General features: G+C 70.5%; 22 protein-coding genes. 17 read left to right on the top strand and 5 right to left on the bottom strand.

Annotated features, from left to right (window positions below; genetic code table 11):
• The first annotated feature begins 5 nt into the window (after nt 1-5).
• From G6N30_RS04825 to G6N30_RS04815, 3 genes are read left to right on the top strand one after another with little or no spacing between them, the layout of a single operon-like run.
• Nucleotides 6-527, top strand: coding sequence for a bifunctional adenosylcobinamide kinase/adenosylcobinamide-phosphate guanylyltransferase (locus tag G6N30_RS04825; protein WP_134060635.1), 522 nt, complete (start codon nt 6-8; stop codon nt 525-527).
• Complete coding sequence (gene cobT / locus G6N30_RS04820; protein WP_134060636.1) at nt 524-1,576, top strand: nicotinate-nucleotide--dimethylbenzimidazole phosphoribosyltransferase; 1,053 nt, start codon at nt 524-526, stop codon at nt 1,574-1,576. The genes G6N30_RS04825 and cobT overlap by 4 nt, the downstream gene beginning before the upstream one ends.
• A complete protein-coding gene (locus G6N30_RS04815) occupies nt 1,573-2,319 on the top strand; it encodes an adenosylcobinamide-GDP ribazoletransferase (protein ID WP_134060637.1) in 747 nt (248 codons plus the stop codon). The genes cobT and G6N30_RS04815 overlap by 4 nt, the downstream gene beginning before the upstream one ends.
• Nucleotides 2,320-2,342: 23 nt before the next feature.
• On the opposite strand, the gene G6N30_RS04810 is transcribed toward G6N30_RS04815, so the two are convergent.
• Together G6N30_RS04810 and gcvT are read right to left on the bottom strand one after the other, a co-directional pair.
• Nucleotides 2,343-3,449 carry a branched-chain amino acid aminotransferase gene (locus G6N30_RS04810; RefSeq protein ID WP_134060638.1) on the bottom strand — a complete coding sequence of 369 codons (1,107 nt, stop codon included), beginning with the start codon at nt 3,447-3,449 and terminating at the stop codon, nt 2,343-2,345.
• 23 nt (nt 3,450-3,472) lie between these two features.
• A complete protein-coding gene (gene gcvT, locus G6N30_RS04805; protein ID WP_134060639.1) occupies nt 3,473-4,567 on the bottom strand; it encodes a glycine cleavage system aminomethyltransferase GcvT in 1,095 nt (364 codons plus the stop codon).
• A gap of 25 nt (nt 4,568-4,592) precedes the next feature.
• Here gcvT and G6N30_RS04800 point away from each other — a divergent pair, with 25 nt between their 5' ends.
• Complete coding sequence (locus tag G6N30_RS04800; RefSeq protein WP_163687403.1) at nt 4,593-6,119, top strand: leucyl aminopeptidase; 1,527 nt, start codon at nt 4,593-4,595, stop codon at nt 6,117-6,119.
• A gap of 19 nt (nt 6,120-6,138) precedes the next feature.
• On the opposite strand, the gene G6N30_RS04795 is transcribed toward G6N30_RS04800, so the two are convergent.
• Together G6N30_RS04795 and G6N30_RS04790 are read right to left on the bottom strand one after the other, a co-directional pair.
• A complete protein-coding gene (locus G6N30_RS04795; protein ID WP_134060641.1) occupies nt 6,139-7,929 on the bottom strand; it encodes an SDR family oxidoreductase in 1,791 nt (596 codons plus the stop codon).
• A 7-nt stretch (nt 7,930-7,936) separates the two neighbouring features.
• Nucleotides 7,937-8,287, bottom strand: a complete 351-nt coding sequence (locus G6N30_RS04790) for an oxidoreductase (protein ID WP_134060642.1) — start codon at nt 8,285-8,287, stop codon at nt 7,937-7,939.
• Nucleotides 8,288-8,436: 149 nt separating this feature from the next.
• Here G6N30_RS04790 and sucB point away from each other — a divergent pair, with 149 nt between their 5' ends.
• From sucB to G6N30_RS04755, 7 genes are all read left to right on the top strand, one after another.
• A complete protein-coding gene (gene sucB, locus G6N30_RS04785; protein WP_134060643.1) occupies nt 8,437-10,251 on the top strand; it encodes a 2-oxoglutarate dehydrogenase, E2 component, dihydrolipoamide succinyltransferase in 1,815 nt (604 codons plus the stop codon).
• Nucleotides 10,252-10,256: 5 nt separating this feature from the next.
• Entirely contained in the window at nt 10,257-11,165 is a 909-nt protein-coding gene (locus G6N30_RS04780; RefSeq protein WP_134060644.1) for a TIGR01777 family oxidoreductase, read from the top strand.
• A gap of 17 nt (nt 11,166-11,182) precedes the next feature.
• On the top strand, nt 11,183-11,881 hold the full coding sequence (gene lipB, locus G6N30_RS04775; protein WP_134060645.1) for a lipoyl(octanoyl) transferase LipB: 699 nt from the start codon (nt 11,183-11,185) through the stop codon (nt 11,879-11,881).
• Nucleotides 11,878-12,825: a lipoyl synthase gene (gene lipA / locus G6N30_RS04770; protein WP_134060646.1), complete on the top strand. Its 948-nt coding sequence runs from the start codon at nt 11,878-11,880 to the stop codon at nt 12,823-12,825. Before lipB ends, lipA begins: the two co-directional genes overlap by 4 nt.
• A 5-nt stretch (nt 12,826-12,830) precedes the next feature.
• Entirely contained in the window at nt 12,831-13,583 is a 753-nt protein-coding gene (locus G6N30_RS04765) for a DUF4191 domain-containing protein (protein WP_134060647.1), read from the top strand.
• A gap of 48 nt (nt 13,584-13,631) precedes the next feature.
• Nucleotides 13,632-15,449, top strand: coding sequence for an amidohydrolase (locus G6N30_RS04760; protein WP_166674630.1), 1,818 nt, complete (start codon nt 13,632-13,634; stop codon nt 15,447-15,449).
• A gap of 96 nt (nt 15,450-15,545) precedes the next feature.
• Nucleotides 15,546-16,403 (top strand): endonuclease domain-containing protein, encoded by an 858-nt coding sequence (locus tag G6N30_RS04755; protein ID WP_234880364.1) that lies wholly within the window; start codon nt 15,546-15,548, stop codon nt 16,401-16,403.
• A 45-nt stretch (nt 16,404-16,448) separates the two neighbouring features.
• On the opposite strand, the gene G6N30_RS04750 is transcribed toward G6N30_RS04755, so the two are convergent.
• Nucleotides 16,449-16,928 (bottom strand): RDD family protein, encoded by a 480-nt coding sequence (locus G6N30_RS04750; protein WP_134060649.1) that lies wholly within the window; start codon nt 16,926-16,928, stop codon nt 16,449-16,451.
• 146 nt (nt 16,929-17,074) lie between these two features.
• Between G6N30_RS04750 and glnA the strand changes: the two genes are divergently transcribed.
• The 6 genes from glnA (at nt 17,075) to G6N30_RS04720 (ending at nt 22,878) form a co-directional block, all read left to right on the top strand.
• A complete protein-coding gene (gene glnA / locus G6N30_RS04745) occupies nt 17,075-18,511 on the top strand; it encodes a type I glutamate--ammonia ligase (RefSeq protein ID WP_134060650.1) in 1,437 nt (478 codons plus the stop codon).
• Between the two features lie 164 nt (nt 18,512-18,675).
• On the top strand, nt 18,676-19,107 hold the full coding sequence (dtd, locus tag G6N30_RS04740; protein WP_134060651.1) for a D-aminoacyl-tRNA deacylase: 432 nt from the start codon (nt 18,676-18,678) through the stop codon (nt 19,105-19,107).
• A gap of 32 nt (nt 19,108-19,139) precedes the next feature.
• On the top strand, nt 19,140-19,691 hold the full coding sequence (locus G6N30_RS04735; RefSeq protein WP_134060652.1) for a DoxX family protein: 552 nt from the start codon (nt 19,140-19,142) through the stop codon (nt 19,689-19,691).
• 96 nt (nt 19,692-19,787) lie between these two features.
• Nucleotides 19,788-21,440, top strand: coding sequence for a PP2C family protein-serine/threonine phosphatase (locus G6N30_RS04730; protein ID WP_134060653.1), 1,653 nt, complete (start codon nt 19,788-19,790; stop codon nt 21,438-21,440).
• Entirely contained in the window at nt 21,437-22,501 is a 1,065-nt protein-coding gene (locus G6N30_RS04725) for a cobalamin B12-binding domain-containing protein (RefSeq protein WP_134060654.1), read from the top strand. The genes G6N30_RS04730 and G6N30_RS04725 overlap by 4 nt, the downstream gene beginning before the upstream one ends.
• Complete coding sequence (locus G6N30_RS04720; protein WP_134060655.1) at nt 22,498-22,878, top strand: STAS domain-containing protein; 381 nt, start codon at nt 22,498-22,500, stop codon at nt 22,876-22,878. The genes G6N30_RS04725 and G6N30_RS04720 overlap by 4 nt, the downstream gene beginning before the upstream one ends.
• Nucleotides 22,879-22,893 lie beyond the last annotated feature (15 nt).

The raw sequence follows: 22,893 nt of genomic DNA, 5'->3' as shown, positions 1-22,893 counted from the left end.
CGACGGTGCGCACACTGGTCCTCGGCGGGATCCGCTCGGGTAAATCGCAGTGGGCCGAGGCGGAGATCGCCGCGGCGGGCGCCGTCCGCTACGTGGCCACCGGGGCACCCCCCGGCGGCGACGACGAGTGGTCGCGGCGGGTCGCCGCCCATCGTGCGCGCAGGCCGGGTGACTGGGTGACCGCGGAGACGACGGATGTGCCGGGGGCGCTGCGTTCCGGTCCGGCGCTGCCGACGCTGGTCGACGACATCGGTGGCTGGCTGACCGCGGAGATGGACCGCTGCGGTGCGTGGACCGGCGGTTCGGTGAGCGGCTCCGTCGATGACCTCGTGGCAGCGGTGGACGCGTTCACCGCTCCCCTTGCGCTGGTCAGCCCCGAGGTCGGGTTGACCGTGGTGCCGGGGACCGCGGCGGGGCGCCGGTTCGCCGACGAACTCGGTGTGCTCAACCAGCGGTTGGCCGCCACCTGCGAGCGGGTGGTGCTGATCGTCGCGGGCCAGCCGATCAGCGTGAAGGAGCCGTCGTGAACTTCGCCGTCACCGGATTCGCCGATGTGGTGCCACCGGACGCGGGTGCTGCGGCCGAGGCGCGGGCCCGTCAGGACCGGCTCACCAAGCCGGCGGGTGCGCTCGGCCGGCTGGAGGAACTCTCGGTGTGGGTGTCGGCCTGCCAGGGCGTCTGCCCGCCCCGCCAGTTCCTCCGGCCGCGGGTGGTGGTGTTCGCCGGTGACCACGGTGTCGCCGCGTCCGGGGTGTCGGCGTACCCGCCCGAGGTGACCGCGCAGATGGTCGCGAACATCTCCGCCGGTGGAGCGGCGATCAACGCGCTGGCCGAGGTGGCCGGCGCCGGGGTCCGGGTCGCCGACGTGGCGGTGGACTGCGCCGAACCGCTCTCGCCGGCGATCGGCGCGGTCAAGGTGCGGCGCGGCAGCGGCAACATCGCGGTCGAGGACGCGCTGAGCGACGCGGAGACCGACGCGGCGCTCGCGGCGGGCCGCCGGCTCGCCGACGACGAGGTGGACTCCGGCGCAGACCTGCTGATCGCCGGCGATATGGGCATCGGAAACACCACGGCGGCAACGGCTTTGATCGCGATCCTGACCAACTCCGAACCCGTCGTCGTGGTGGGGCGAGGCACCGGCATCGACGACGCGGGCTGGGGGCGCAAGACCGCAGCGGTCCGCGACGCCATGTACCGGGCGCGGGCCGTGGCGGCGGATCCCGTTGCGCTGCTGCGGGTCTGCGGCGGCGCCGATCTGGCGGCGATGGCCGGCTTCTGCGCGCAGGCCGCGGTGCGTCGCACCCCACTACTGCTCGACGGGCTCGTGGTGACCGCGGCCGCGCTGGTGGCCGACCGGCTCGCACCGGGTGCGCGGCAGTGGTGGCAGGCCGGGCACCGCTCCCCCGAACCCGGACACACACTCGCCCTCGACAGCCTCGGCCTGACGCCGATCCTCGACCTGGACATGCGCCTCGGCGAGGGGACGGGCGCGGCGGTCGCGCTGCCCGTGGTGCGTGCCGCGGTGGCCGCACTGGCCGGTATGGCCACGTTCGACGAGGCCGGCGTCTCGTCGTGATCCGTTCGCTGGCAGGGGCTTTCGCCTTCGGAACCGTACTGCCGGTACCTGCCGCGCGCACCGGCACGCTGGGCCGCGGCGTCCTGACCGCGTTGCCGGGCGTCGGGGTGGTGCTCGGCGCGCTCGCCGCCGCAGTGCTGTGGGCGGGGTCGTGGGCGTTCGGCCCGCACAGTGCGCTCGCGGGTCTGCTGGCGGTCGCGGTGTTGCTGCTCGCGACCCGCGGTATGCACATCGACGGGCTGTCCGACACCGTCGACGGCCTGGGCTGTTACGGCCCGCCGGAGCGCGCCCTGCAGGTGATGCGCGACGGGACGGCGGGCCCGTTCGGTGTGGCCGCGGTGGTGGTGGCCGTCGGCGCGCAGGCGCTCGCGTTCTCGCTGCTGCCCGGCGGATGGGCGGGTGCGGCCGCGGTGGTCGCGACGGTGACGGCGGGCCGGGTGGCGGCGCTGGTGGCGTGCCGGCGCGGCGTTCCCGCCGCCGCGGGCAGTGCGCTCGGCGGCAGCGTGGCGGGCACGCAACCGGTGTGGGTGCCGGCGGTGTGGGTGACCGCGGTGGCGGCACTGTCGGTTCCGGCCACCGACCGCGCGTGGCAGGGTCCGCTGGTGGTGGTGCTCGCCGTGGCGGTGGCGGCGCTGCTGGTGCGGCACTGCGTGCGCCGGTTCGGCGGGATCACCGGCGACGTGCTGGGTGCCGCGATCGAGCTGACGACGACGCTGGTCGCCGTGGGTGTGGTGATCCGGTAGCCGTCGAGGTTGTCGCAGCGCCGCTAATTCAGCCGCGACATCCAGCCGTGGGTGTCGGCGAAGGTGCCGCGCTGGATTCCGGTGAGCGTGTCGCGCAGCGCCATCGTGACCTCGCCGGGCTCACCGTCGGCGATCGTGAACTCGCCGTCGTTGTGCTTGACGTGGCTGACCGGCGTGATGACCGCGGCGGTGCCGCACGCGAAGACCTCGCTGATTTCCCCCGCAGCGGCCTTCTTCTGCCACTCGTCGACGTCGATCTTGCGTTCCTCGACAGCGAAACCCGCGTCGGTGGCCAACTGCAGCAACGAATCCCGCGTGATGCCGGGCAGCAGCGAACCGCTCAGCTCAGGTGTCACCAGCCGCGCCGAACCGCCGCTGCCGAACACGAAGAAGAGATTCATACCGCCCATCTCCTCGACGTAGCGGCGTTCGATCGCGTCCAGCCACACCACCTGGTCGCAGCCGTGTTCGGTGGCCTGCGCCTGCGCGAGCAGCGACGCCGCGTAGTTCCCGCCGAACTTCGCCGCACCGGTGCCGCCCGGGCTGGCCCGCACGTACTCGTGCGACAGCCACACACTGACCGGCTTGATCCCCCGCGGGAAGTACGCGCCCGCCGGCGACCCGATCAATAGATAGCGGTACTCGTTGGCCGGGCGGACGCCCAGCCCCGGTTCGGTGGCGATCACGAACGGCCGTAGGTACAGCGACTCCTCGCCGCCGGCCGGCGGCACCCACTGCTCGTCGACGGCGATCAACTGGCGTAGCGATTCGAGGAACACCTCGTCGGGCAGTTCCGGGATGGCCAGCCGCCGGGCCGAGGACCGCAGCCGGGCGGCGTTCGACTCCGGACGGAACGACACGATCGACCCGTCGGCCCACCGGTACGCCTTGAGCCCTTCGAAGATCTCCTGCGCGTAGTGCAGCACGACCGCCGACGGGTCGAGTTGGATCGGGCCGTAGGGCAGCACCGCAGCGTTGTGCCAGCCGGCGTCGGCGGTGTAGTCGATCGACACCATGTGGTCGGTGTGGAATCGACCGAAGCCCGGGTTGGCCAGGATGCCGGCCCGTACCTCGCCGGTCGCCGGTTCCGCGTTGCGGTGAACGGTGAACGAAAGGGGGCCGTCAGTCATGGAAGGAATTGTATCTCCGGTGACTAGCGGGTTTTCGCCGCAACAAACGGCGGACGCACCACCTCGCACTCGACGCGCCGGCCACGCACATCGACCTCCACGCGGGTGCCGTCGGCGACGTCGGCAGCGGTGTCGATCAGCGCCAGCGCGATGCCGACCTTGAGGCTCGGCGAGAACGTCCCCGACGTCGTCACGCCGACCGCGTCATCGCCGTCGAAGACGGTCAGGTCCGGCCGCAGCACCCCCCGCCCGACCGCGCGCAGCCCGCGCAGCAGCCGCGTGGGGCCGGCCTCCTTCTCGGCCAGCAGCGCGTCGCGGCCCCAGAACGCGTCCTTGCGCCATCCGACCGCCCACCCGCACCGCGCCTGCAGCGGCGAGATCTCCGGCGACAGCTCATGACCGTGCAGCGGGTAGCCCATCTCGGTGCGCAGCGTGTCGCGGGCACCGAGGCCGGCGAGTTCACCGCCGGCGTCGCGCACCGCGGCCACCAGCGCGTCGAACACCACCGGGGCGTCGTCCCATGCGGGCAGCAGTTCGTATCCCTGCTCCCCGGTGTAGCCGGTGCGGCACACCCGCACGACCACGCCGTTGAAGTCGGCGTCGGCGTAACCCATGTAGTCCATGTCGGTGGGCAGCCCCAGCGCACCGAGCACCTCGGCGGACTTCGGCCCCTGCACCGCCAGCACGGCGTACGAGCGGTGCTCGTCGGTGACGGTCACCCCGTCGGGCGCGCGGTCGGCCAGCGCGGCCACCACCGCGGCGGTGTTCGCGGCATTGGGCACCAGGAAGATCTCGTCGTCGGAGACGTAGTAGGCGATCAGGTCGTCGATCACTCCGCCGGAATCGTTGCAGCACAACGTGTATTGCGCCTTGCCGGGTCCGATCCGGTTGAGGTCGTTGGTGAGCGCGGAGTTGACGTAGGCCGCCGCTCCCGGTCCCCGCACCAGCGCCTTGCCCAGGTGGCTGACGTCGAACAACCCCACCGCGGTGCGGGTCGAGGTGTGCTCGCTGACCGTGCCGGCGTAGGACACCGGCATCAACCAACCGCCGAACTCGGCGAAGGACGCTCCGTGCTCGCGGTGCCGGTCTTCCAGGGGGCCGTGGAGAGGTTCGCTCACGCTTGACACCTTAGGGTGGATTCTCGTGAGCTCCGATCCCGGCTACCAGGCCCCCATCGTCACCGTCAGTTCCTCCATCCCGCGCCGCGGTGTGGGCGAGGCCGTGCTCATCGTGCCGGTCGTCACGCGCGACGACGCGGCGGCGGTGCTCGCCGCGGCACCGTTCCTCGACGGCGACGCGGTCGACGAGATCGAGTCGGCGCTCAAAGCGCTCGGCGCGACCGGCGGTGAAGGTCAGACCCACCGCCTGGTGGTGGCCTCACTGCCGGTGGCGAGCGTGCTGACGATCGGCCTGGGCAAGGACCGCGAGGAGTGGCCCGCCGACACCGTGCGCCGGGTGGCCGGCAACGCGGCCCGCTCCCTCGACAAGGTGGCGGCGGTGCTGACCACGCTGTCGGCACTGGATCTCGAGGCGGCGATCGAGGGGCTGATCCTCGGCGCCTACCGCTTCACCGAGTTCCGCAGCGACAAGACCGCGCCCAAGGACGGCGGGCTGCGCGCGATCACCGCGCTGTCGCAGGAGCCGAAGGCCCGCGCCCGTGACGCCGCGCAGCGCGCCACCGATATCGCGACGGCGGTCGCGACTGCGCGGGATTTCGTCAACACCCCGCCCAGCCACCTGTACCCCGACGAGTTCGCCAAGCGCGCAAAGGCTTTGGGCGAGGCGGCCGGGCTGAGCGTCGAGATCCTCGACGACAAGGCGCTGGCGAAGAACGGCTACGGCGGCATCGTCGGGGTCGGCAAGGGTTCCTCACGCCCGCCGCGGCTGGTGCGGCTCACCCACAAGGGCGCCAAGCAGCGAGGCAAGGCCCCCAAAAAGACAGTCGCACTCGTCGGCAAGGGCATCACCTTCGACACCGGCGGGATCTCGATCAAGCCGGCCGCCAACATGCACCACATGACCTCCGACATGGGCGGCGCCGCCGCGGTGATCGCCACCGTCGTGCTGGCCGCGAAGCAGAACCTGCCGCTCGACGTGATCGCCACGGTGCCGATGGCCGAGAACATGCCGTCGGCCACCGCACAGCGCCCCGGTGACGTGCTCACCCAGTACGGCGGCACCACCGTGGAGGTGCTCAACACCGACGCCGAGGGCCGGTTGATCCTGGCCGACGCGATCGTGCGGGCCTGCGAGGACGGCCCCGACTACCTGATCGAGACCTCGACGCTGACCGGCGCCCAGACCGTCGCGCTCGGTGCGCGCACCCCGGGTGTGATGGGCAGCGACGCGTTCCGCGACCGGGTGGCGACGCTGTCGCAGCAGGTGGGCGAGAACGCGTGGGCGATGCCCCTGCCCGAGGAACTGCGCGACGACCTCAAGTCGACGGTCGCCGACCTCGCCAACGTGAGCGGCTCGCGCTACGCCGGCATGCTGGTCGCGGGCACCTACCTGCGCGAGTTCGTCGCCGACGGGGTCGAGTGGGCGCACATCGACGTCGCGGCCCCGGCGTACAACTCCGGCGGCCCGTGGGGTTACACCCCCAAGGGCGGCACCGGGGTGCCGACGCGGACGATGTTCGCGGTCCTCGAGGACATAGCCGCGAGCGGCTAGAGCACGCGGCCGCGAGCGGCTAGAGCACGCGGCCGCGAGCGGTGCTGCGCAGCGCCTGCGGCAGCACCCGGGATACGCCGTAGACGAAGTACGCCTCCGGCATCACCGGGCGGATCGCCTTGTTGGCCTTGACCGCGGCGACGATCGCCTTGGCCGCCTTGTCCGGGCCGTAGCGGCGCATCGCGAACATCTTCTGCAGCTGACCGCGCCGCCCGGCGACGTCGCCGCTGCGGTCGGCCGGGGCGTGGATGCGGGTGTCGCGCACGATGTTGGTGTTGACGGTGCTCGGGCAGATCGTCGTGAGGCCGATGCCCGCGTCGTCGAGTTCGGCACGCAGACAGTCGGAGAACATGTACACCGCGGCCTTCGACGTGCAGTAGGCGTTCAGCGACTGCAGCGGCGCGTAGGACGCCATCGAGGCGACGTTGACGATGTGCCCACCGGTGCCGCGCTCGACGAGCCGGCGTGCGAAGGCGCGGCAGCCGTTGACCACCCCGCCGAGGTTCACGTCGAGCACCCGGTCCCACTGGTCGCGCGGTGTGTCCAGGAACCGCCCGGCCTGACCGACACCCGCGTTGTTGACCACGATGTCGGGCAGGCCGTGGGTGGCGCACACCTCGTCGGCGAACCGCTCGACCGCGTCGGCGTCGGACACGTCGAGCGCGTACGCGTGGGCGATGCCGCCGCGCGCTTGGATCGCGTTCGCGGTCTCCTTCGCACTGGCCTCGTCGATGTCGCTGACCACCAGTTCGGCGCCTTCGCGCGCGAACGCCAGCGCCGTCTCACGTCCGATGCCGCTGCCCGCCCCGGTGACCGACACCAGCATGTCCGTGAAGTGGTCGCGCGGCACCCCGACGCGGGCCCGGCGCAGCTCCCGGGTCGCGGGCCGTCCGTCGATGTGCTCGACGAGTTCGGCGACGGCGCGGGCGATCACGGGTGCATGCGACATCGGCGACCAGTGGCCGGCGCGCAGTTCGCGGCGCCACAGCGTCGGCACCCACTGGTCGATCTCGTCGTACACATAGGGCCGGATGAACGCGTCGCGGGTGTTGACGATCAGCTGGACCGGGACGTCGACGGTGCGGGCGGAGCGTGCGGACAGCAGCGACGGAAAGTAGTTGGCGCGGTAGACCTTCACGCTGCGGGCGGCGTCGGCCGGGTAGGTGCGGGAGTGCAGCAGCCGCTCGGCCGGGATGCCCTCGCCGAAGCGCTGGAACTGCCGGAGCCCCTCGGCGATGAACGCGCGCACCGAGATCGGGGCGATGAGCGGGATGGACAGGAAGATCATGTAGCTCAGCCGGGCGAACTGGTTCAGCGCGCGGCCGAGACGGCGCAGCCGGTAGGGCCGCTTGAGCCCGTCCAGCACGTATCGGAAGACGTGGTCCACGCTCGGGCCCGACAGCGAGGTGAACGACGCGACACGCGCGGCCGCCTCGGGCCGGGACAGGTACTCCCACATCCCCGTCGAGCCCCAGTCGTGAGCCACCACATGCACCTGCCGGCCCGGGGCGACGGCGTCGGCGACCGCGGCGAAGTCGTCGGCGTAGCGCGCGGTCGTGTAGGCCGACGCGCGTTTCGGCGCCGAGGTCGGGCTGACGCCGCGGTTGTCGTAGCGCACGAGGTGGAACCGGTCGGCGAGTTCGGCGACGACGCTGTCCCAGACCACATGTGAGTCCGGCCAGCCGTGCACGAGGATCAGCGTCGGTCCGTCGGTGTTGCCCTCCTCGTAGACCGCGACGCGGACGCCGTCGGTGCTGTCGACGAAGCGGGGGGCGGGTCGGGGCGTGGCTTGGGATATTGCAGGGGGCATGGCGGTGTCACCCTTCGAGTTCGCGGCGGGCGGCGCGTTTGCGTTCGATGCGCCGTCGGGCGTCATAATCGCGCATGCGCTGCGGATAGCCCACTTTCTGCACGTCGTAGACCGGGATCTTGAGCCGGTCGGACAGCCGCCGGGCCCCGGCGTCACCCCCGGCGCGCCGCCGCGTCCACTCGCCGTCGGCGGCGACCAGCACCACCGTCACGTCGGTGACCGTGGTCTTCGGTTCGACATAGGCCTCGACGCCGCGATGTTCGGCCACCCATTGCTGCAGGTAGCGCAGGTCCGCCGCGGGATCGCGGCCGTCGGCGCGCGCGGAGCGCCGGGCGCGCAGCTTGTCGAACAGTCCCACCGTCTCCCTCGGCTCTCGTCAGACCCCTTTCGATAGTGCCAGAGCGATCTGTTGCCGAGTCTCTCGGCGAAAGCCGGGGGCGAACGTGGAAGGATGACTTGTGACGTTCGCCCACCCCTGCGACTGATCGTTCGAAGGAGCCAACACACATGGCCGTCTCTGTCCAGATGCCCGCACTCGGTGAAAGCGTCACCGAGGGCACCGTCACCCGCTGGCTCAAACAAGAGGGTGACACCGTCGAGCAGGACGAGCCCCTACTCGAGGTCTCGACCGACAAGGTCGACACCGAGATCCCGTCGCCGGCCTCCGGTGTGCTGCAGAAGATCGTGGCCCAGGAGGACGACACGGTCGAGGTCGGCGGCGAGCTGGCGGTGATCGGTGAGGGCGGCGAGGATTCGGGCGATTCCGACGACTCCTCCGACGAGTCCTCCGACGACCAGCCCGCGGAGGAGCCCGCGGAAGAGCCCGCGGAAGAGCCGGCCGCCGACGAGTCCGAGAGCGAACCGGAGCCCGAACCGGAGCCGAAGAAGGAGTCGAAGCCGAAGTCGTCGGGTTCGGCGACGCCGGTGAAGATGCCCGAGCTCGGTGAGTCCGTCACCGAGGGCACCGTCACCCGCTGGCTGAAGAAGGTCGGCGACAGTGTCGAGGTCGACGAGCCGCTGCTGGAGGTGTCGACCGACAAGGTGGACACGGAGATCCCGTCGCCGGTGGCGGGCACGCTGCTCGAGATCATCGCCGAGGAGGACGACACGGTCGAGGTCGGCGGCGAGCTCGCGAAGATCGGCGACGCCGATCAGGCCGACAGCGAGCCCGAGCCCGAACCCGAGCCCGAGCCCGAGCCGGAACCCGAACCGGAGCCGGAACCCGAGCCAGAACCGGAGCCCAAGCAGGAGTCGAAACCCGAGCCGAAGCCCAAGCAGGAATCGAAACCCGAGCCCAAGCCCGAGCCCAAGCAGGAATCCAAGCCCGAACCGAAGCAGGAGGCCGAGCCGTCCGACGGCAGCGGCCCCTATGTCACCCCGCTGGTGCGCAAGCTGGCCGCCGAACACGACGTCGACCTGAGCACCGTGAAGGGCACCGGGGTGGGCGGACGCGTCCGCAAGCAGGACGTCCTCGCCGCCGCGGAGGCCAAGAAGGCGCCGAAGTCCGACACCGAGGACGCCGCCGAGGCACCCGGCAAGGCGCCGGCCGCGGCGATGGCCCCGGCGAACGCCAACGCCGCCGACGCGCCGCTGGCACACCTGCGCGGCACCACGCAGAAGGCCACCCGCATCCGTCAGCTGACGGCGAAGAAGACGCGCGAATCCTTGCAGGCCACAGCGCAGTTGACGCAGACCCACGAAGTCGACATGACCAAGATCGTGGCACTGCGCGCCAAGGCCAAGGCCGGCTTCGCCGAGCGCGAGGGGGTGAACCTCACCTACCTGCCGTTCATCGCCCGCGCCGTCATCGACGCGCTGAAGATGCACCCGAACGTCAACGCGAGCTACAACGAGGACTCCAAGGAGATCACCTACTACGACGCCGAGCACCTCGGCTTCGCGGTCGACACCGAACAGGGTCTGCTCTCCCCCGTCATCAAGAACGCCGGCGACCTGTCGCTGGGCGGGCTGGCCCGGGCGATCTCCGACATCGCGGCGCGCGCCCGGTCCGGTGACCTCAAACCCGACGAACTGTCCGGTGGCACGTTCACGATCACGAACATCGGCAGCCAGGGCGCGCTGTTCGACACGCCGATCCTGGTCCCGCCGCAGGCGGCGATGCTCGGCACGGGCGCGATCGTCAAGCGGCCGCGGGTGATCGTCGACGAGTTCGGCAACGAGTCCATCGGTGTGCGGTCGGTCTGCTACCTGCCGCTGACGTATGACCACCGGCTCATCGACGGCGCGGACGCCGGTCGCTTCCTCACCACGATCAAGCGGCGGCTCGAAGAGGGTGCGTTCGAGGCGGATCTGGGGCTCTAGCCGCAGTGACTGATGCCGTCATCGCGATAGCGGGGTCCTCGGGGCTCATCGGTTCGGCGCTGGTCTCCGCGTTGCGCTCCGCCGACCGCCGGGTGGTGCGGATCGTGCGGAGGGCACCGTCGAACGCCGACGAGCTGTACTGGAATCCCGACACCGGTGAGTTCGACGCCGGGGCGTTGCGCGGGGTGGACGCCGTGATCAACCTGTGCGGCGTCAACGTCGGTCAGCGGCGCTGGTCGGGTGCGTTCAAGCAGAGCCTGCGCGACAGCCGCATCACCCCCACCGAGGTGCTGGCCAACGCGGTGGCCGACGCCGGCGTCCCGGTGCTGGTGAACGCCAGCGCCGTCGGCTACTACGGCGACACCCGCGGCCGGGTCACCGACGAGTCCGCGCCCGCGGGCGACGGGTTCCTCGCGCAGCTCTGCGTCGACTGGGAGGACGCGACGGCCCCGGCCGCCGCGGGCGGGGCCCGGGTCGTGCTGCTGCGCACCGGTCTGGTGCTCTCGCCCTCCGGGGGCGTCCTGGGACGCATCAAGCCGCTGTTCAGCCTGGGCTTGGGCGCGCGGCTGGGCAACGGCAGGCAGTACATGCCGTGGATCAGCCTCGAGGATCAGGTGCGCGCGACGCTGTTCGCGGTCGCCCACGACGACCTGTCGGGACCGCTGAACGTGACCGGTCCGGCGCCGGTGACGAACGCGGAGTTCACCACCGCGCTCGGGCGTGCGGTGAACCGGCCCACCGCGCTGATGGTGCCGGGCTTCGCGTTGCGCACGCTGCTCGGCGAGTTCGCCGACGAAGGGCTGCTCGGCGGGCAGCGCGCGATCCCCGCAGCACTGGAGCGGGCCGGCTTCGTGTTCCACCACAACACCGTCGGCGAGGCGCTCGCGTACGCCACCGGCCCGCGAGACGCCTGACGGGTAGCGTCGAGTTCATGGCGATTTCGATCAGGTCGTCGGCCGAACCCGTCGACGTCCAACGGCTGGGCACCGTCGACTACCTCGAGGCGTGGGACCGGCAGCGCGCACTCGTCGACGCGCGCGTCGCGGGCGGCCGGGACACGCTGCTGCTGCTCCAGCACCCGTCGGTCTACACGGCGGGCCGACGCACCGAGCCGCATGAGCGTCCGGTGGACGGCACGCCGGTGGTGGACACCGACCGCGGCGGCAAGATCACCTGGCACGGCCCCGGACAGCTGGTCGGCTATCCGATCGTCGGGCTCGCCGAACCGCTCGACGTGGTGAACTTCGTGCGCCGCATCGAGGAAGCGCTGATCCGGGTGTGCACCGACCTCGGACTGGAGGCCGGCCGGGTCGACGGCCGCTCCGGGGTGTGGCTGCCCGCCGACGCCCTGCGCCCGGCGCGCAAGGTCGGGGCGATCGGCATCCGGGTGTCGCGGGGTACCACCCTGCACGGCTTCGCGCTGAACTGCGACTGCGAACTGTCGGCGTTCTCAACCATCGTGCCGTGCGGGATCGCCGACGCCGGGGTGACGTCGCTGACCGCCGAACTGGGCCGGCGCGTCACGGTCGCCGACGTCACCGACGCCGTCGCCGAGCAGGTGTGTGACGCACTCGACGGCCGCCTGCCGGTCGCTGCCGGCGCCGTCGCGGGCGTAGCATCGACACAGTGACAGTCACGCCGCCTGAGGGTCGCAAGCTGCTGCGCCTGGAGGTCCGCAACGCCCAGACGCCCATCGAGCGCAAACCCCCGTGGATCAAGACCCGCGCCAAAATGGGCCCGGAGTACAGAGAACTCAAATCGCTGGTCAAGCGCGAGGGCCTGCACACGGTGTGCGAAGAAGCCGGGTGCCCCAACATCTTCGAATGCTGGGAGGACCGCGAGGCGACGTTCCTGATCGGCGGAGAGCAGTGCACCCGCCGCTGCGACTTCTGCCAGATCGACACCGGTAAGCCAGAAGAACTCGACCGGGACGAACCGCGCCGGGTCGCCGAGAGCGTCCAGGCGATGGGCCTGCGGTACTCGACCGTCACCGGCGTGGCACGCGACGATCTGCCCGACGGCGGCGCCTGGCTCTACGCGGAGACGGTGCGCGAGATCAAGCGGCTCAACCCCAACACCGGCGTGGAACTGTTGATCCCCGACTTCAACGGCGACCCCGCCCAGCTCGCCGAGGTCTTCGAATCGCGTCCGGAAGTGTTGGCGCACAACGTCGAAACGGTGCCGCGCATCTTCAAGCGGATTCGCCCGGCGTTCCGGTACGAGCGCAGCCTCGGCGTGCTGACCGCGGCACGCGACTTCGGCCTGGTCACCAAGAGCAACCTGATCCTCGGCATGGGCGAGACCCCCGACGAGGTGCGCATCGCGCTGGCCGACCTGCACGAGGCGGGCTGCGACATCGTCACGATCACCCAGTACCTGCGGCCGTCGCCGCGTCACCACCCGGTCGAACGCTGGGTGCGACCCGAGGAATTCGTCGAGTTCGCGCAGTACGCCGAAGGGCTCGGATTCGCCGGCGTGCTGGCCGGTCCGCTGGTGCGGTCGTCTTACCGCGCCGGACGGCTGTACGCGCAGGCCGCGCGGTTGAAACCGGCCGCCGCCCCACCCGTATCCTGAGACTCATGGCGAAGACCCGCAAACCCGCCGCCAACAAGGCCGCCAAGGCCGAGGCGAAGGCCGCCCGCAAGGCCGCGTCCAAGCAGCGTCGCAGCCAGCTGTGGCAGGCGTTCCAGATCCAGCGCAAAGAGGACAAGCGGCTGCTGCCGTACATGATCGGCGCGTTCGTCGTCATCGTGGCGGTGTCGGTGACGATCGGCGTCCTCGCGGGCGGGTTCGCGATGTACACGCTGATCCCGCTGGGCGTGGTGCTCGGCGTGCTGGTGGCGTTCATCATCTTCGGCCGGCGGGCGCAGAAGTCGGTGTACCGCAAGGCCGAGGGGCAGACCGGTGCGGCCGCATGGGCGCTGGACAACCTGCGCGGGCGGTGGCGGGTGACGCCCGGGGTGGCCGCGACCGGCAACTTCGACGCCGTCCACCGGGTGATCGGCCGTCCCGGCGTGATCTTCGTCGGCGAGGGCAACCCCGGCCGGGTCAAGCCGCTGCTCGCCCAGGAGAAGAAGCGCACCGCGCGGCTCATCGGCGACACGCCGATCTACGACGTCGTCGTCGGCAACGGCGAGGGTGAGGTGCCGCTGTCCAAGCTGGAACGCCACCTCAACAAGCTTCCCGCGAACATCACCGTCAAGCAGATGGACGCCCTCGAGTCGCGACTGGTCGCGCTGGGCACCAAGATCGGTCCGGCCGCGATGCCGAAGGGCCCGATGCCGGCTCAGGCCAAGATGCGCGGCGTCCAGCGCACGGTGCGCAGGCGGTAGCGGCGCGCCGCAGCCTCATCCGCGCAGCCACCCGCCATACTTCCGCGGATGTGCACTGCGTGTGAGTGGGCGCCGCACTTCGCGTCGTTCGGTGGCCGGGCGACCCGGCGGACGGTGTTGCGGGCCGCCGCGACGGTGGTCGCGGTGACCGCGGCGAGCGCGTGCACCACCGGTCCGTCGCAGTCCCCCACCCCCGACACCGCAACGGGCGCCGGGGACGACCGCGCGGACGTCGTGTTCCGCAACGGCCGGGTCTACACCGTGGCGGGCCCCCAGCCGTGGGCGCAGGCCGTCGCGGTCAAGGGCGACACCATCACACACGTCGGCGACGAGGCGGGTGCGATGGCGCTCGCCGGACCTGCGACCCGGGTGGTCGACCTGAACGGGCGGCTGTTGATGCCGGGTTTCGTCGAGGGCCACACCCATCCGTTCCTCGGCGCGTTCCTCACCTCGGGCGTCGATCTGCAGCTGCCGACGCTCGGCGATGCGCTGGGCGCGATCGAGGCCTACGCGAAGGACAACCCGGCCGGCGCGGTCCGTGGATTCGGTTGGCGCGTCGACATGTTCGGACCCGACGGACCGACCCGCGCCGACCTCGACCGCATCCTGCCCGACCGGCCCGCGTTCTTCTTCGCCATCGACGGGCACAGCCTGTGGGCCAACAGCAAGGCGCTGGAGATGGCGGGCGTCACACGCGACACCCCCGATCCGATACCGGGTTTCAGCTACTACGCCCGCGACGCGAACGGCGATCCGACCGGCTACATCCTCGAGGTGAACGCGGTGCTCAGCCTCGTCAACGCCGTCGAGCCGATCTCCCCCGACACCATGGGCACGCTGATGGAGGGCTGGCTGCCGAAGGCGTCCGCCGCGGGAATCACCTCGGTGTTCGACGCCGGCGTGCCACCCATCGGAGACGATCAGGCCGCGCTGCTGCGCCTCTACACCGACGTCGAGCAGCGCGGTGAGCTGCCGTTCCGCGTCGTCGCGTCGTATTCGGTGCGGTCCGCACCGGTCGACGGCGCGGTCGACGCGCTCACCGCGATCCGGCGCGAGGTGTCCGGCGATCTCGTATCGGTCGACGTCGTCAAGATCGTCGGGGACGGCACGCAGGGCGGATACACCGCGTGGCTGGTCGAGCCCTACGCCGACAGACCCGACTCGACCGGCGGGTCGCCGTTGACCGAGGAGCAGTGGCACCAGCTCATCGGCGCGGTGGACGCCGCTGGCTACGACGTGCACGTGCACGCCTGCGGGGAACGCACCGCGCGCGTCGCACTCGACGGCATCGAACGCGCGATCGCCGCGAATCCCCCGCGCGACCGCCGCCACGCCGTCGCCCACCTGGTGTTCGTCGAGGACAGCGACAACCCCCGCTTCGGCGAACTCGGCGTCGTTGCGCAGTTCTCGGCGAACTGGATGTCGGCCGACCCGGACACGATCGAGAACATGGGGGCGCGCTACGGGTCGCCGCGCAAGGAACTGATGTACCGGCCGCAGGCGGTGCTGAAGTCCGGTGGGCGCATCTCCCTGGGCACGGATTGGCCGGCGGCCGGATACTTTTCCACCTACAAGCCGCTCGACTCGATCCAGGTGGGCGTGACCCGTCAACTCGTCGGCGAAGCCGGCGCGCCGGTGCTCGAACCCGCCGACCAGAAGCTGTCGGTGGCCGAGGCGGTGCACGCGAACACGTTGGGCGCCGCCTACCAGATCCGGCTGGACGCCTTGGTCGGCTCGGTGGAGGTCGGCAAGCGCGCCGATCTGATCGTCCTCGACCAGAACATCTTCGAGATCGACCCGCACGACATCCACCGCACCACGGTGGCGATGACGATGATGAACGGTCAGATCCGGCACGAAGTCTGACGCCGAACGTGAGCTCGTGCGCGAGTTCTGCGCGGATCCTCGAGCACAACCTCACATTCGATCGAGCGGAACCGCCGCGGGCGGTGACGCCGTCCTATCGGAGTGCAGTGGCCCTTTCTCGGCACCGAGGCCTTGGCGGCCGGAGTCGTCACGCGATATCAGCTGGCGACGCGCCACGATGCGCTGTTCCGCAACGTGTACGTACCGAAGGGGCAGGCGGTGACGCCGGTCGACAAGGCGGTCGGCGCGTGGCTCTGGTCGGGAAGGCGTGCCACCGTCGCCGGTCTGTCGGCCGCGGCGCTGCACGGGACGAAGTGGATCGACGCGACGCTGCCCGCCGAGCTCAACCAGCCGAGTCGGCACAAGACCGGGAACATCCTGCTGCACAACGACACGCTGACCGACGACGAGATCTGCCTCGCGCGGGGCATTCCCACGACGACACCTGCGCGGACGGCGTTCGACCTCGGCCGCCGCAAGGGGGTGACGACCGCGGTGGTGCGACTCGATGCGCTCAGGCAGGCGACTCGGCTGCGGGCCGACGACGTCGAGGCGATCGCCGATCGTCATCGGGGTGCCCGCGGCATCGTGCAGCTCCGCCAGGCCCTGGTGCTATCGGATGCCGGGGCGGAGTCCCCGCAGGAGACCCGCACGCGGTTGGTCCTGACCGCCGCCGGCATGCGACCGACCCATACGCAGATCGAGGTCTACGACCACCACGACTTCGTGGCCCGCATCGACATGGGTTATCCGCGATGGAAGGTCGGCGTCGAATACGACGGGCCGCAACACTGGACCGACCCCCGCGTCCGGGACCGCGACCTCGAGCGGCGGGCCAGGCTGGCGGCACTGGGCTGGCGCATCGTCCACGTCAACGCCGAGATGCTTCGCTACCGGCGGGCGGTCATCGTCGGTCGCACGGAGGCCGCGCTGGCCGATGCCCGCCGAACGTGAGCTCGTGCGCGAGTTCTGCGCGGATCCTCGAGCACAACCTCACGTTCAGCGCCGCACGACGGCGGTCTTGGTCGCGAGGTCGTGCAGACCGCGCAGATCGGCGTCGGTGAACAGCGCCGGGATCACCAGCGCGATCAGCAGTCCACGCACCACCGCACGGCCGAACCCGACGTGTTGGCGGTCGTCCACCGACACCACCATCAGGCCGAGCGCGTATTGACCCGGGGTGAAGCCGAACAGCCGCACCGACACCGCGCCGAGCACGAACCAGGTCACTAGGATGGCCGTCGACATCACACCCATGGAGATCAGCCCGACGGTCATCGCCAGCGCGGCCAGGCCGTAGGCGATGAACCAGTCGACCAGCATCGCGGCCACCCGCCGGCCGAACCAGGCGATCGATCCGGGGCCCGTGTCGGGTAGACCGAGCCGGTGACCCGGATATTCATTCGGTGGTTGGCCCGGGCCGCCGGGTCCGCGATTCGACTCCGGACCGGACAACCAGGACCCGAGCGCGCGGGCCATACTGTCAGGATAGGCGGGCCCGCCGTGCCCACCGCGAACCCGGGTGTGATGCTCCGCCGTAACTTCGGCGCAACATGCGGTTGACGACCGTGCAACATCGTGTCCATAGCGTCAACGCGCGGGTTACCAGTAAAGGAGATAACTAAGTGGCAGATAAGACGGCCGACGACATCATCAAGCAGATCAAGGACGAATCCGTCGAATACGTCGACATTCGATTCTGCGATCTCCCCGGCGTCGTCCAGCACTTCTCGATCCCGGCTTCGGCGTTCGACGAGAGCGTTTTCGAAGACGGCCTGGCGTTCGACGGCTCGTCTGTCCGCGGCTTCCAATCGATCCACGAGTCCGACATGATGCTGCTGCCCGACCCCGCGACGGCGCGCATCGACCCGTTCCGGCACGCCAAGACGCTCAACATGAACTTCTTCGTGCACGACCCGTTCACGCGCGAGGCCTACTCCCGCGACCCCCGCAACGTGGCGCGCAAGGCGGAGAACTACCTGATCAGCACCGGCATCGCCGACACCTGCTACTTCGGTGCCGAGGCCGAGTTCTACATCTTCGACTCGGTGACCTTCGACTCGAAGATGAACGGCACCTTCTACGAGGTCGACTCCGAGTCCGGCTGGTGGAACAGCGGTGAGCCCTTCGAGGCCGACGGCAGCCCCAACCGCGGCTACAAGGTGCGCCCCAAGGGTGGCTACTTCCCCGTCGCCCCCTACGACCACTACGTCGACCTGCGCGACAAGATGGCCACCAACCTGATCAACGCGGGCTTCGTGCTCGAGCGTGGTCACCACGAGGTGGGCACCGCCGGTCAGGCCGAGATCAACTACAAGTTCAACACGCTGCTGCATGCGGCCGATGACGTGCTGCTGTTCAAGTACATCATCAAGAACACCGCGTGGCAGGAGGGCAAGACCGTCACGTTCATGCCCAAGCCGCTGTTCGGTGACAACGGCTCCGGTATGCACGCCCACCAGTCGCTGTGGAAGGACGGCCAGCCGCTGTTCCACGACGAGTCCGGCTACGCGGGCCTGTCCGACACGGCGCGCCACTACATCGGCGGCATCCTGCACCACGCCCCGTCGCTGCTGGCGTTCACCAACCCGACGGTGAACTCCTACAAGCGTCTGGTGCCGGGCTACGAGGCCCCGATCAACCTGGTCTACAGCCAGCGCAACCGCTCCGCCTGTGTGCGTATCCCGATCACCGGCAACAACCCGAAGGCCAAGCGCCTCGAGTTCCGTTGCCCGGACAGCTCGGGCAACCCGTACCTGGCGTTCGCGGCGATGCTGATGGCCGGGATCGACGGCATCAAGCGCAAGATCGAGCCGCAGGCCCCGGTCGACAAGGACCTCTACGAGCTGCCGCCGGACGAGGCCGCCAGCATCCCGCAGGCCCCGACCTCGCTGTCGGCGGTGATCGACCGCCTCGAAGAGGACCACGAGTACCTCACCGAGGGCGGCGTGTTCACCGAGGATCTGATCGAGACCTGGATCTCCTACAAGCGGGAGAACGAGATCATGCCGATCCAGATCCGTCCTCACCCGTACGAGGTCGCGCTCTACTTCGACGTGTAGTCGGCTCGCCGACGCGACGTGTAGTCGGCTCGCCGACGCGACGTGTAGTCGGCTCGCCGACGCGACGTGTAGTCGGCTCGCCGACGCGACGTCTAGTCGGCTGAAAGGGCCGGGTGGCTCCCCTCACCGGGGACCGCCCGGCCCTTTCGCGTTGGATGGGGCGCATGCGTGTACTCGTGCAGCGGGTGTCCTCGGCGAGCGTGACCGTCGACGGTGAGGTGGTGGGCGCCATCGCACCCACACACCAGGGTCTGCTCGCACTGGTCGGCGTCACGCACAGCGACGACCCCGCCATCGCCCGCAAGATGGCCGAAAAGCTCTGGCAGCTCAGGATTTTGGACGGTGAACGATCGGCCGCCGAGGAAGCCGCGCCGATCCTGGTGGTCAGTCAGTTCACGCTCTACGCCAACACCGTGAAGGGCCGCCGGCCGTCGTGGAACGCCGCGGCGCCGCGGCCGGTCGCCGAACCGTTGGTCGTGGCGTTCTGCGAGGCGCTGCGCGGGCTGGGCGCCGTCGTGGAAACGGGAGTTTTCGGCGCGCACATGACTGTGGAACTGGTCAACGACGGTCCGGTAACAGTGCTGCTGGAGCTGTGAAAATCCTGGACCGATCCGCGTAGCGTGTCCCCATGGCTACCAACTTCGACGCTCGGCTGGCAAGCTACTCCTCCCCCATCCTGAGTCTGTTCCGCATCGTCTTCGGGCTGGCATTCACCCTGCACGGCGCGATGAAACTGTTCGGATGGCCGCTCGGCCAGGCCGTCCCGGTCGGCACCTGGCCGTTCTGGTGGGCCGGGCTCATCGAGTTCGTCGCCGGCATCCTGATCACGATCGGGCTGTTCACCCGCATCGCTGCCTTCATCGCATCCGGTGAGATGGCGGTGGCCTACCTGTGGCAGCACCTGCCGAACGGTTTCTGGCCGTACGACCAGGGCGTCGGCGGCAACGGCGGCGAACCCGCGCTGCTGTACTGCTTCGGCTTCCTCGCGATCGCCGCGCTGGGCGCAGGCGCCTGGTCGATCGACGCCCGTCGCCGCAGCCGGGTCGGCGGGGCCGGCGGGGCCGGCGGGGTCGCGCCGAACCGTGTCGTGACCGGCACCGCAGCACCGGCCGGCTATGCGACCGGTCAGCCGGTCCGCCGCGGTGGATTGCTCAGCCGCTTCCGCAGGCCGCGCTACTAGCTGGCCCGTAGACGCTGCGCACGGTAGCTTCGTCGACGGGACCTCATGTCCATGACATGGTGACGTCGCGTCCGATGGCCCCGTTGAGGAGGCTGCATGGGCGGGGACGGACCCAGCGGCGTGGCCGTGGGTTCCGACGCCGCGTGGTCCTCGGTTCCGCACCCGGTCATCGTGGTGACCAGCGACGGGGTCGTCCGCGCGGTGAGCGTGTCCGCGCAGGCGTTGCTGCCGTCGGCGGTGCCCGGTTCGGAGTTGGCCGGGACCGTGCCCACGTGGTTGTCGCGTGCGCACCGGGACCTCACGCACCGTCTCGGTACGTCTGATGTCGAGGCCACGATCGCATCGGGCACGGTGGACGGAAGAACCTTCGACGCTCGGCCCACCGTGCTCGACGGGGACGTGGCGTGGTGGCTGCTCGAGGACACCGGCCGCGAACTGCGGGACACGCGGCGCTCCCTGACCCGCGAGCAGGCCCGCACCTCGTTCCTCGACGAGGCGTCCGCGGTGCTCATGGCGACGCTCAACGTCGACCGCTGTATGACCGCGACCGTCCAGCTGGCCACCCGGCACCTGGCCGACGCGGCCGCCGTGATCGCCCCGGTCAACGCCAACCGGCTGCCAGTCATGTGTGGTGATCGCGGTGCGACCCAACAGCGCCGGGTCGACGCCGACCCCGCGACGGTGGCGGGTCTCAGCGAGGCGCTGCGCGGCTTCCCGCCGGTGCCGTCCCGCTGGCTCGACCCGGCCGCGCTGCCCGAATGGCTCCTCCCGGACACCTTCGAGGGCTCGGTCGGGTCCGTGCTGATCACGCCGCTTCCCGGCCTCGGCGTGCCCGCCGGCGCACTGGTGCTGATGCGACGGGCGACCGAGCCGGTCTTCGGTGAGGACGACGAGCTGTCCGCGCGACTGTTCGCCGCACGCGCCGGTGCGGCGCTGTCCGCGGCGGGGCTGTACGCCGAACAGTCCGCGATCACCCGCACGCTGATGCGCGATCTCATCCCGCCGCAACTGCGCCGCCTGCACGGGTTCGAACTGGCTGGCGGCTATCGCGCCTCGGAGGACCATCAGGTCGTCGGCGGCGACTTCTACGACGTGCACCCCGGCGCCACCCCCGAGCAGGACACGTTGGTCGTCCTGGGCGACGTGTGCGGCAAGGGTCTGGAGGCCGCGGTGCTGACCGGCAAGATCCGCAACACGCTGCAGGCGCTCGCGCCGCTGGCGCAGGACCACCGCGGAGTGCTGCGGCTGCTCAACAGCGCCCTGCTCTCGGCCGAACGCACGCGCTTCGCCACCGTGGTGCTGGCGTCCGTCGCCCGCCGGGACGGGCAGGTGGTGTTGCGGCTGACCAGCGCCGGGCACTGCCCGCCGTTGATCGTGCGCAGCGACGGACGGGTCGAAGAGGCCGACACCCGCGGTCAGCTGCTCGGTGTGCTGGAACAGATCCAAGCCCGCACCTTCGAGACGGTCCTCGCGCCGGGCGAGACCTGCGTCCTCTACACCGACGGTGTGACCGAGGCGTGGGGCGGACCGCTGGGCACCGACATGTTCGGGGAGCAGCGGCTCTCGACCGTCCTGGAACAGTGCGTCGGGATGCCCGCGGAGGCCGTCGTCGAACGGATCATGATGGTCGCGACGCAGTGGGTGAACCGCCGCGAGCACGACGACATCGCCGTCGTCGCCATCGCCGCACCACGCCGCACGCACCTGAGCGCGGTCGACGGCCACACCGCGGGGAGGTACACCGCATGACCGTCGCCATCCCCGCCGCGCGGGAGCGGCTGTGGACCGCCGTCCTCGCCGGCGACGAATACTCCGCGACCGCAGCGGTTTTCGACGCGATCGACGCCGACGTGACAGCCGAAGACGTGCTGCTCGACGTCATAGCGCCGGTTCAGCGCCGCGTCGGGACCGAATGGGCCGCCAACCGGATCACCGTCGCCGAGGAACACGCCGCCACCGCGATCAACGACCGGGTCATCGCGGCCCTGGCCTACCACCCCGCGAGCGCGCCGCGGCCCAACCTCGGCCGGGTCACGGTGGCGTGCGTCGACGGCGAATGGCATGCGCTGCCCGCCCGACTGCTCACCGAAGTGCTGCGGCTGCGCGGCTGGCACGTCGACTTCCTCGGCGCCCAGGTCCCCACGCCGCACCTGGTCGCGCATCTGCACCAGAACGGTCCCGTCGCCGTGGCGCTGTCGTGTTCGATCCCGACCGGACTGCCCACCGCGCATGCCGCGATCACCGCCTGCCAGGCCGCAGGCGTCCCCGTCCTGGCCGGCGGCGCCGCCTTCGGACCGGACGGGCGCTACGCCGGCCTGTTGGGCGCCGACGCCTGGGGAGCCGACGCCCGCGCCGCCGCCGACTGCCTCAGCCGCGGGGTGACCCGCGGGGACCGACCCCCGGCACACCGTCCCGTCGACGATCTGCCGCACCTGGGCGACCAGGAGTACACGATGGTCAGCAGAACCGCCCCGCAACTGGTCAAGGCCACCGTGACCGAAGTGGAGACCCGCTTCCCGGCGATGCAGACCTACACCCAACAGCAGCGCCAGCACACCGCCGAGGACATCGCCCACATCGTCGACTTCCTCGCCACCGCCCTCTACATCGACGACGACGAACTCTTCACGGGGTTCATCACGTGGACCGCCGAGATCCTCGCCGCCCGCGGGGTACCGGCCACCTCGCTGCACCCCGCGCTGGAGTCGCTGCAGGGTCAGCTGGCTGAATTCCCCCGCACCCAACGTCTCTTGACCGCAGCACTGATCGCCCTGGACCGCATGGCCGCCGACATGGAAACAAGCGCATGAACCTCACCTTCTCCGTCGACACCGCACGCCGGTCGGCCACCGTCACCATCGACGGTGAGCTCGACTCCGAGACCACCGACGCGTTCGTCGACACCGCAACGCGATTGCTCGACACCCATCGGGATCTTCGCGAACTGCGGTTGGACTGCGCCGACCTGGCGTTCTGCGATTCCGTGGGCCTGTCGGGACTGCTGCTCATCGAGCGCCGGACATCCGGTGCGGGCATCGACCTGCACCTCGACAACCGGCCGACCTACTTCGAGCGGATCCTCGACATCACCGGCATCCTCGAGTACCTCACGAGGCGAAGCGCCACAGCCGCGGACGCGCCGTCCGACGAGGCGAAAGAGACGCGCGACGAAACCGACATCGGCTGAGCCGCACGCGTTCCG

It is taken from the genome of Mycolicibacterium litorale (assembly GCF_010731695.1).
Lineage (GTDB): Bacteria > Actinomycetota > Actinomycetes > Mycobacteriales > Mycobacteriaceae > Mycobacterium > Mycobacterium litorale.
The sequence above is the reverse complement of the archived record's forward strand: the minus strand, read 5'-3'. Positions and strand labels throughout refer to the sequence as shown.

What these genes read in the sequence shown, in the direction of transcription:
- G6N30_RS04810 (WP_134060638.1), bottom strand. Translation starts at nt 3,449, where the DNA reads ATGACTGACGGCCCCCTTTCGTTCACCGTTCACCGCAACGCGGAACCG.
- G6N30_RS04795 (WP_134060641.1), bottom strand. Translation starts at nt 7,929, where the DNA reads ATGCCCCCTGCAATATCCCAAGCCACGCCCCGACCCGCCCCCCGCTTC.
- sucB (WP_134060643.1), top strand. Translation starts at nt 8,437, where the DNA reads ATGGCCGTCTCTGTCCAGATGCCCGCACTCGGTGAAAGCGTCACCGAG.
- lipB (WP_134060645.1), top strand. Translation starts at nt 11,183, where the DNA reads ATGGCGATTTCGATCAGGTCGTCGGCCGAACCCGTCGACGTCCAACGG.
- G6N30_RS04765 (WP_134060647.1), top strand. Translation starts at nt 12,831, where the DNA reads ATGGCGAAGACCCGCAAACCCGCCGCCAACAAGGCCGCCAAGGCCGAG.
- G6N30_RS04760 (WP_166674630.1), top strand. Translation starts at nt 13,632, where the DNA reads ATGTGCACTGCGTGTGAGTGGGCGCCGCACTTCGCGTCGTTCGGTGGC.
- G6N30_RS04750 (WP_134060649.1), bottom strand. Translation starts at nt 16,928, where the DNA reads ATGGCCCGCGCGCTCGGGTCCTGGTTGTCCGGTCCGGAGTCGAATCGC.
- dtd (WP_134060651.1), top strand. Translation starts at nt 18,676, where the DNA reads ATGCGTGTACTCGTGCAGCGGGTGTCCTCGGCGAGCGTGACCGTCGAC.
- G6N30_RS04735 (WP_134060652.1), top strand. Translation starts at nt 19,140, where the DNA reads ATGGCTACCAACTTCGACGCTCGGCTGGCAAGCTACTCCTCCCCCATC.
- G6N30_RS04730 (WP_134060653.1), top strand. Translation starts at nt 19,788, where the DNA reads ATGGGCGGGGACGGACCCAGCGGCGTGGCCGTGGGTTCCGACGCCGCG.
- G6N30_RS04725 (WP_134060654.1), top strand. Translation starts at nt 21,437, where the DNA reads ATGACCGTCGCCATCCCCGCCGCGCGGGAGCGGCTGTGGACCGCCGTC.
- G6N30_RS04720 (WP_134060655.1), top strand. Translation starts at nt 22,498, where the DNA reads ATGAACCTCACCTTCTCCGTCGACACCGCACGCCGGTCGGCCACCGTC.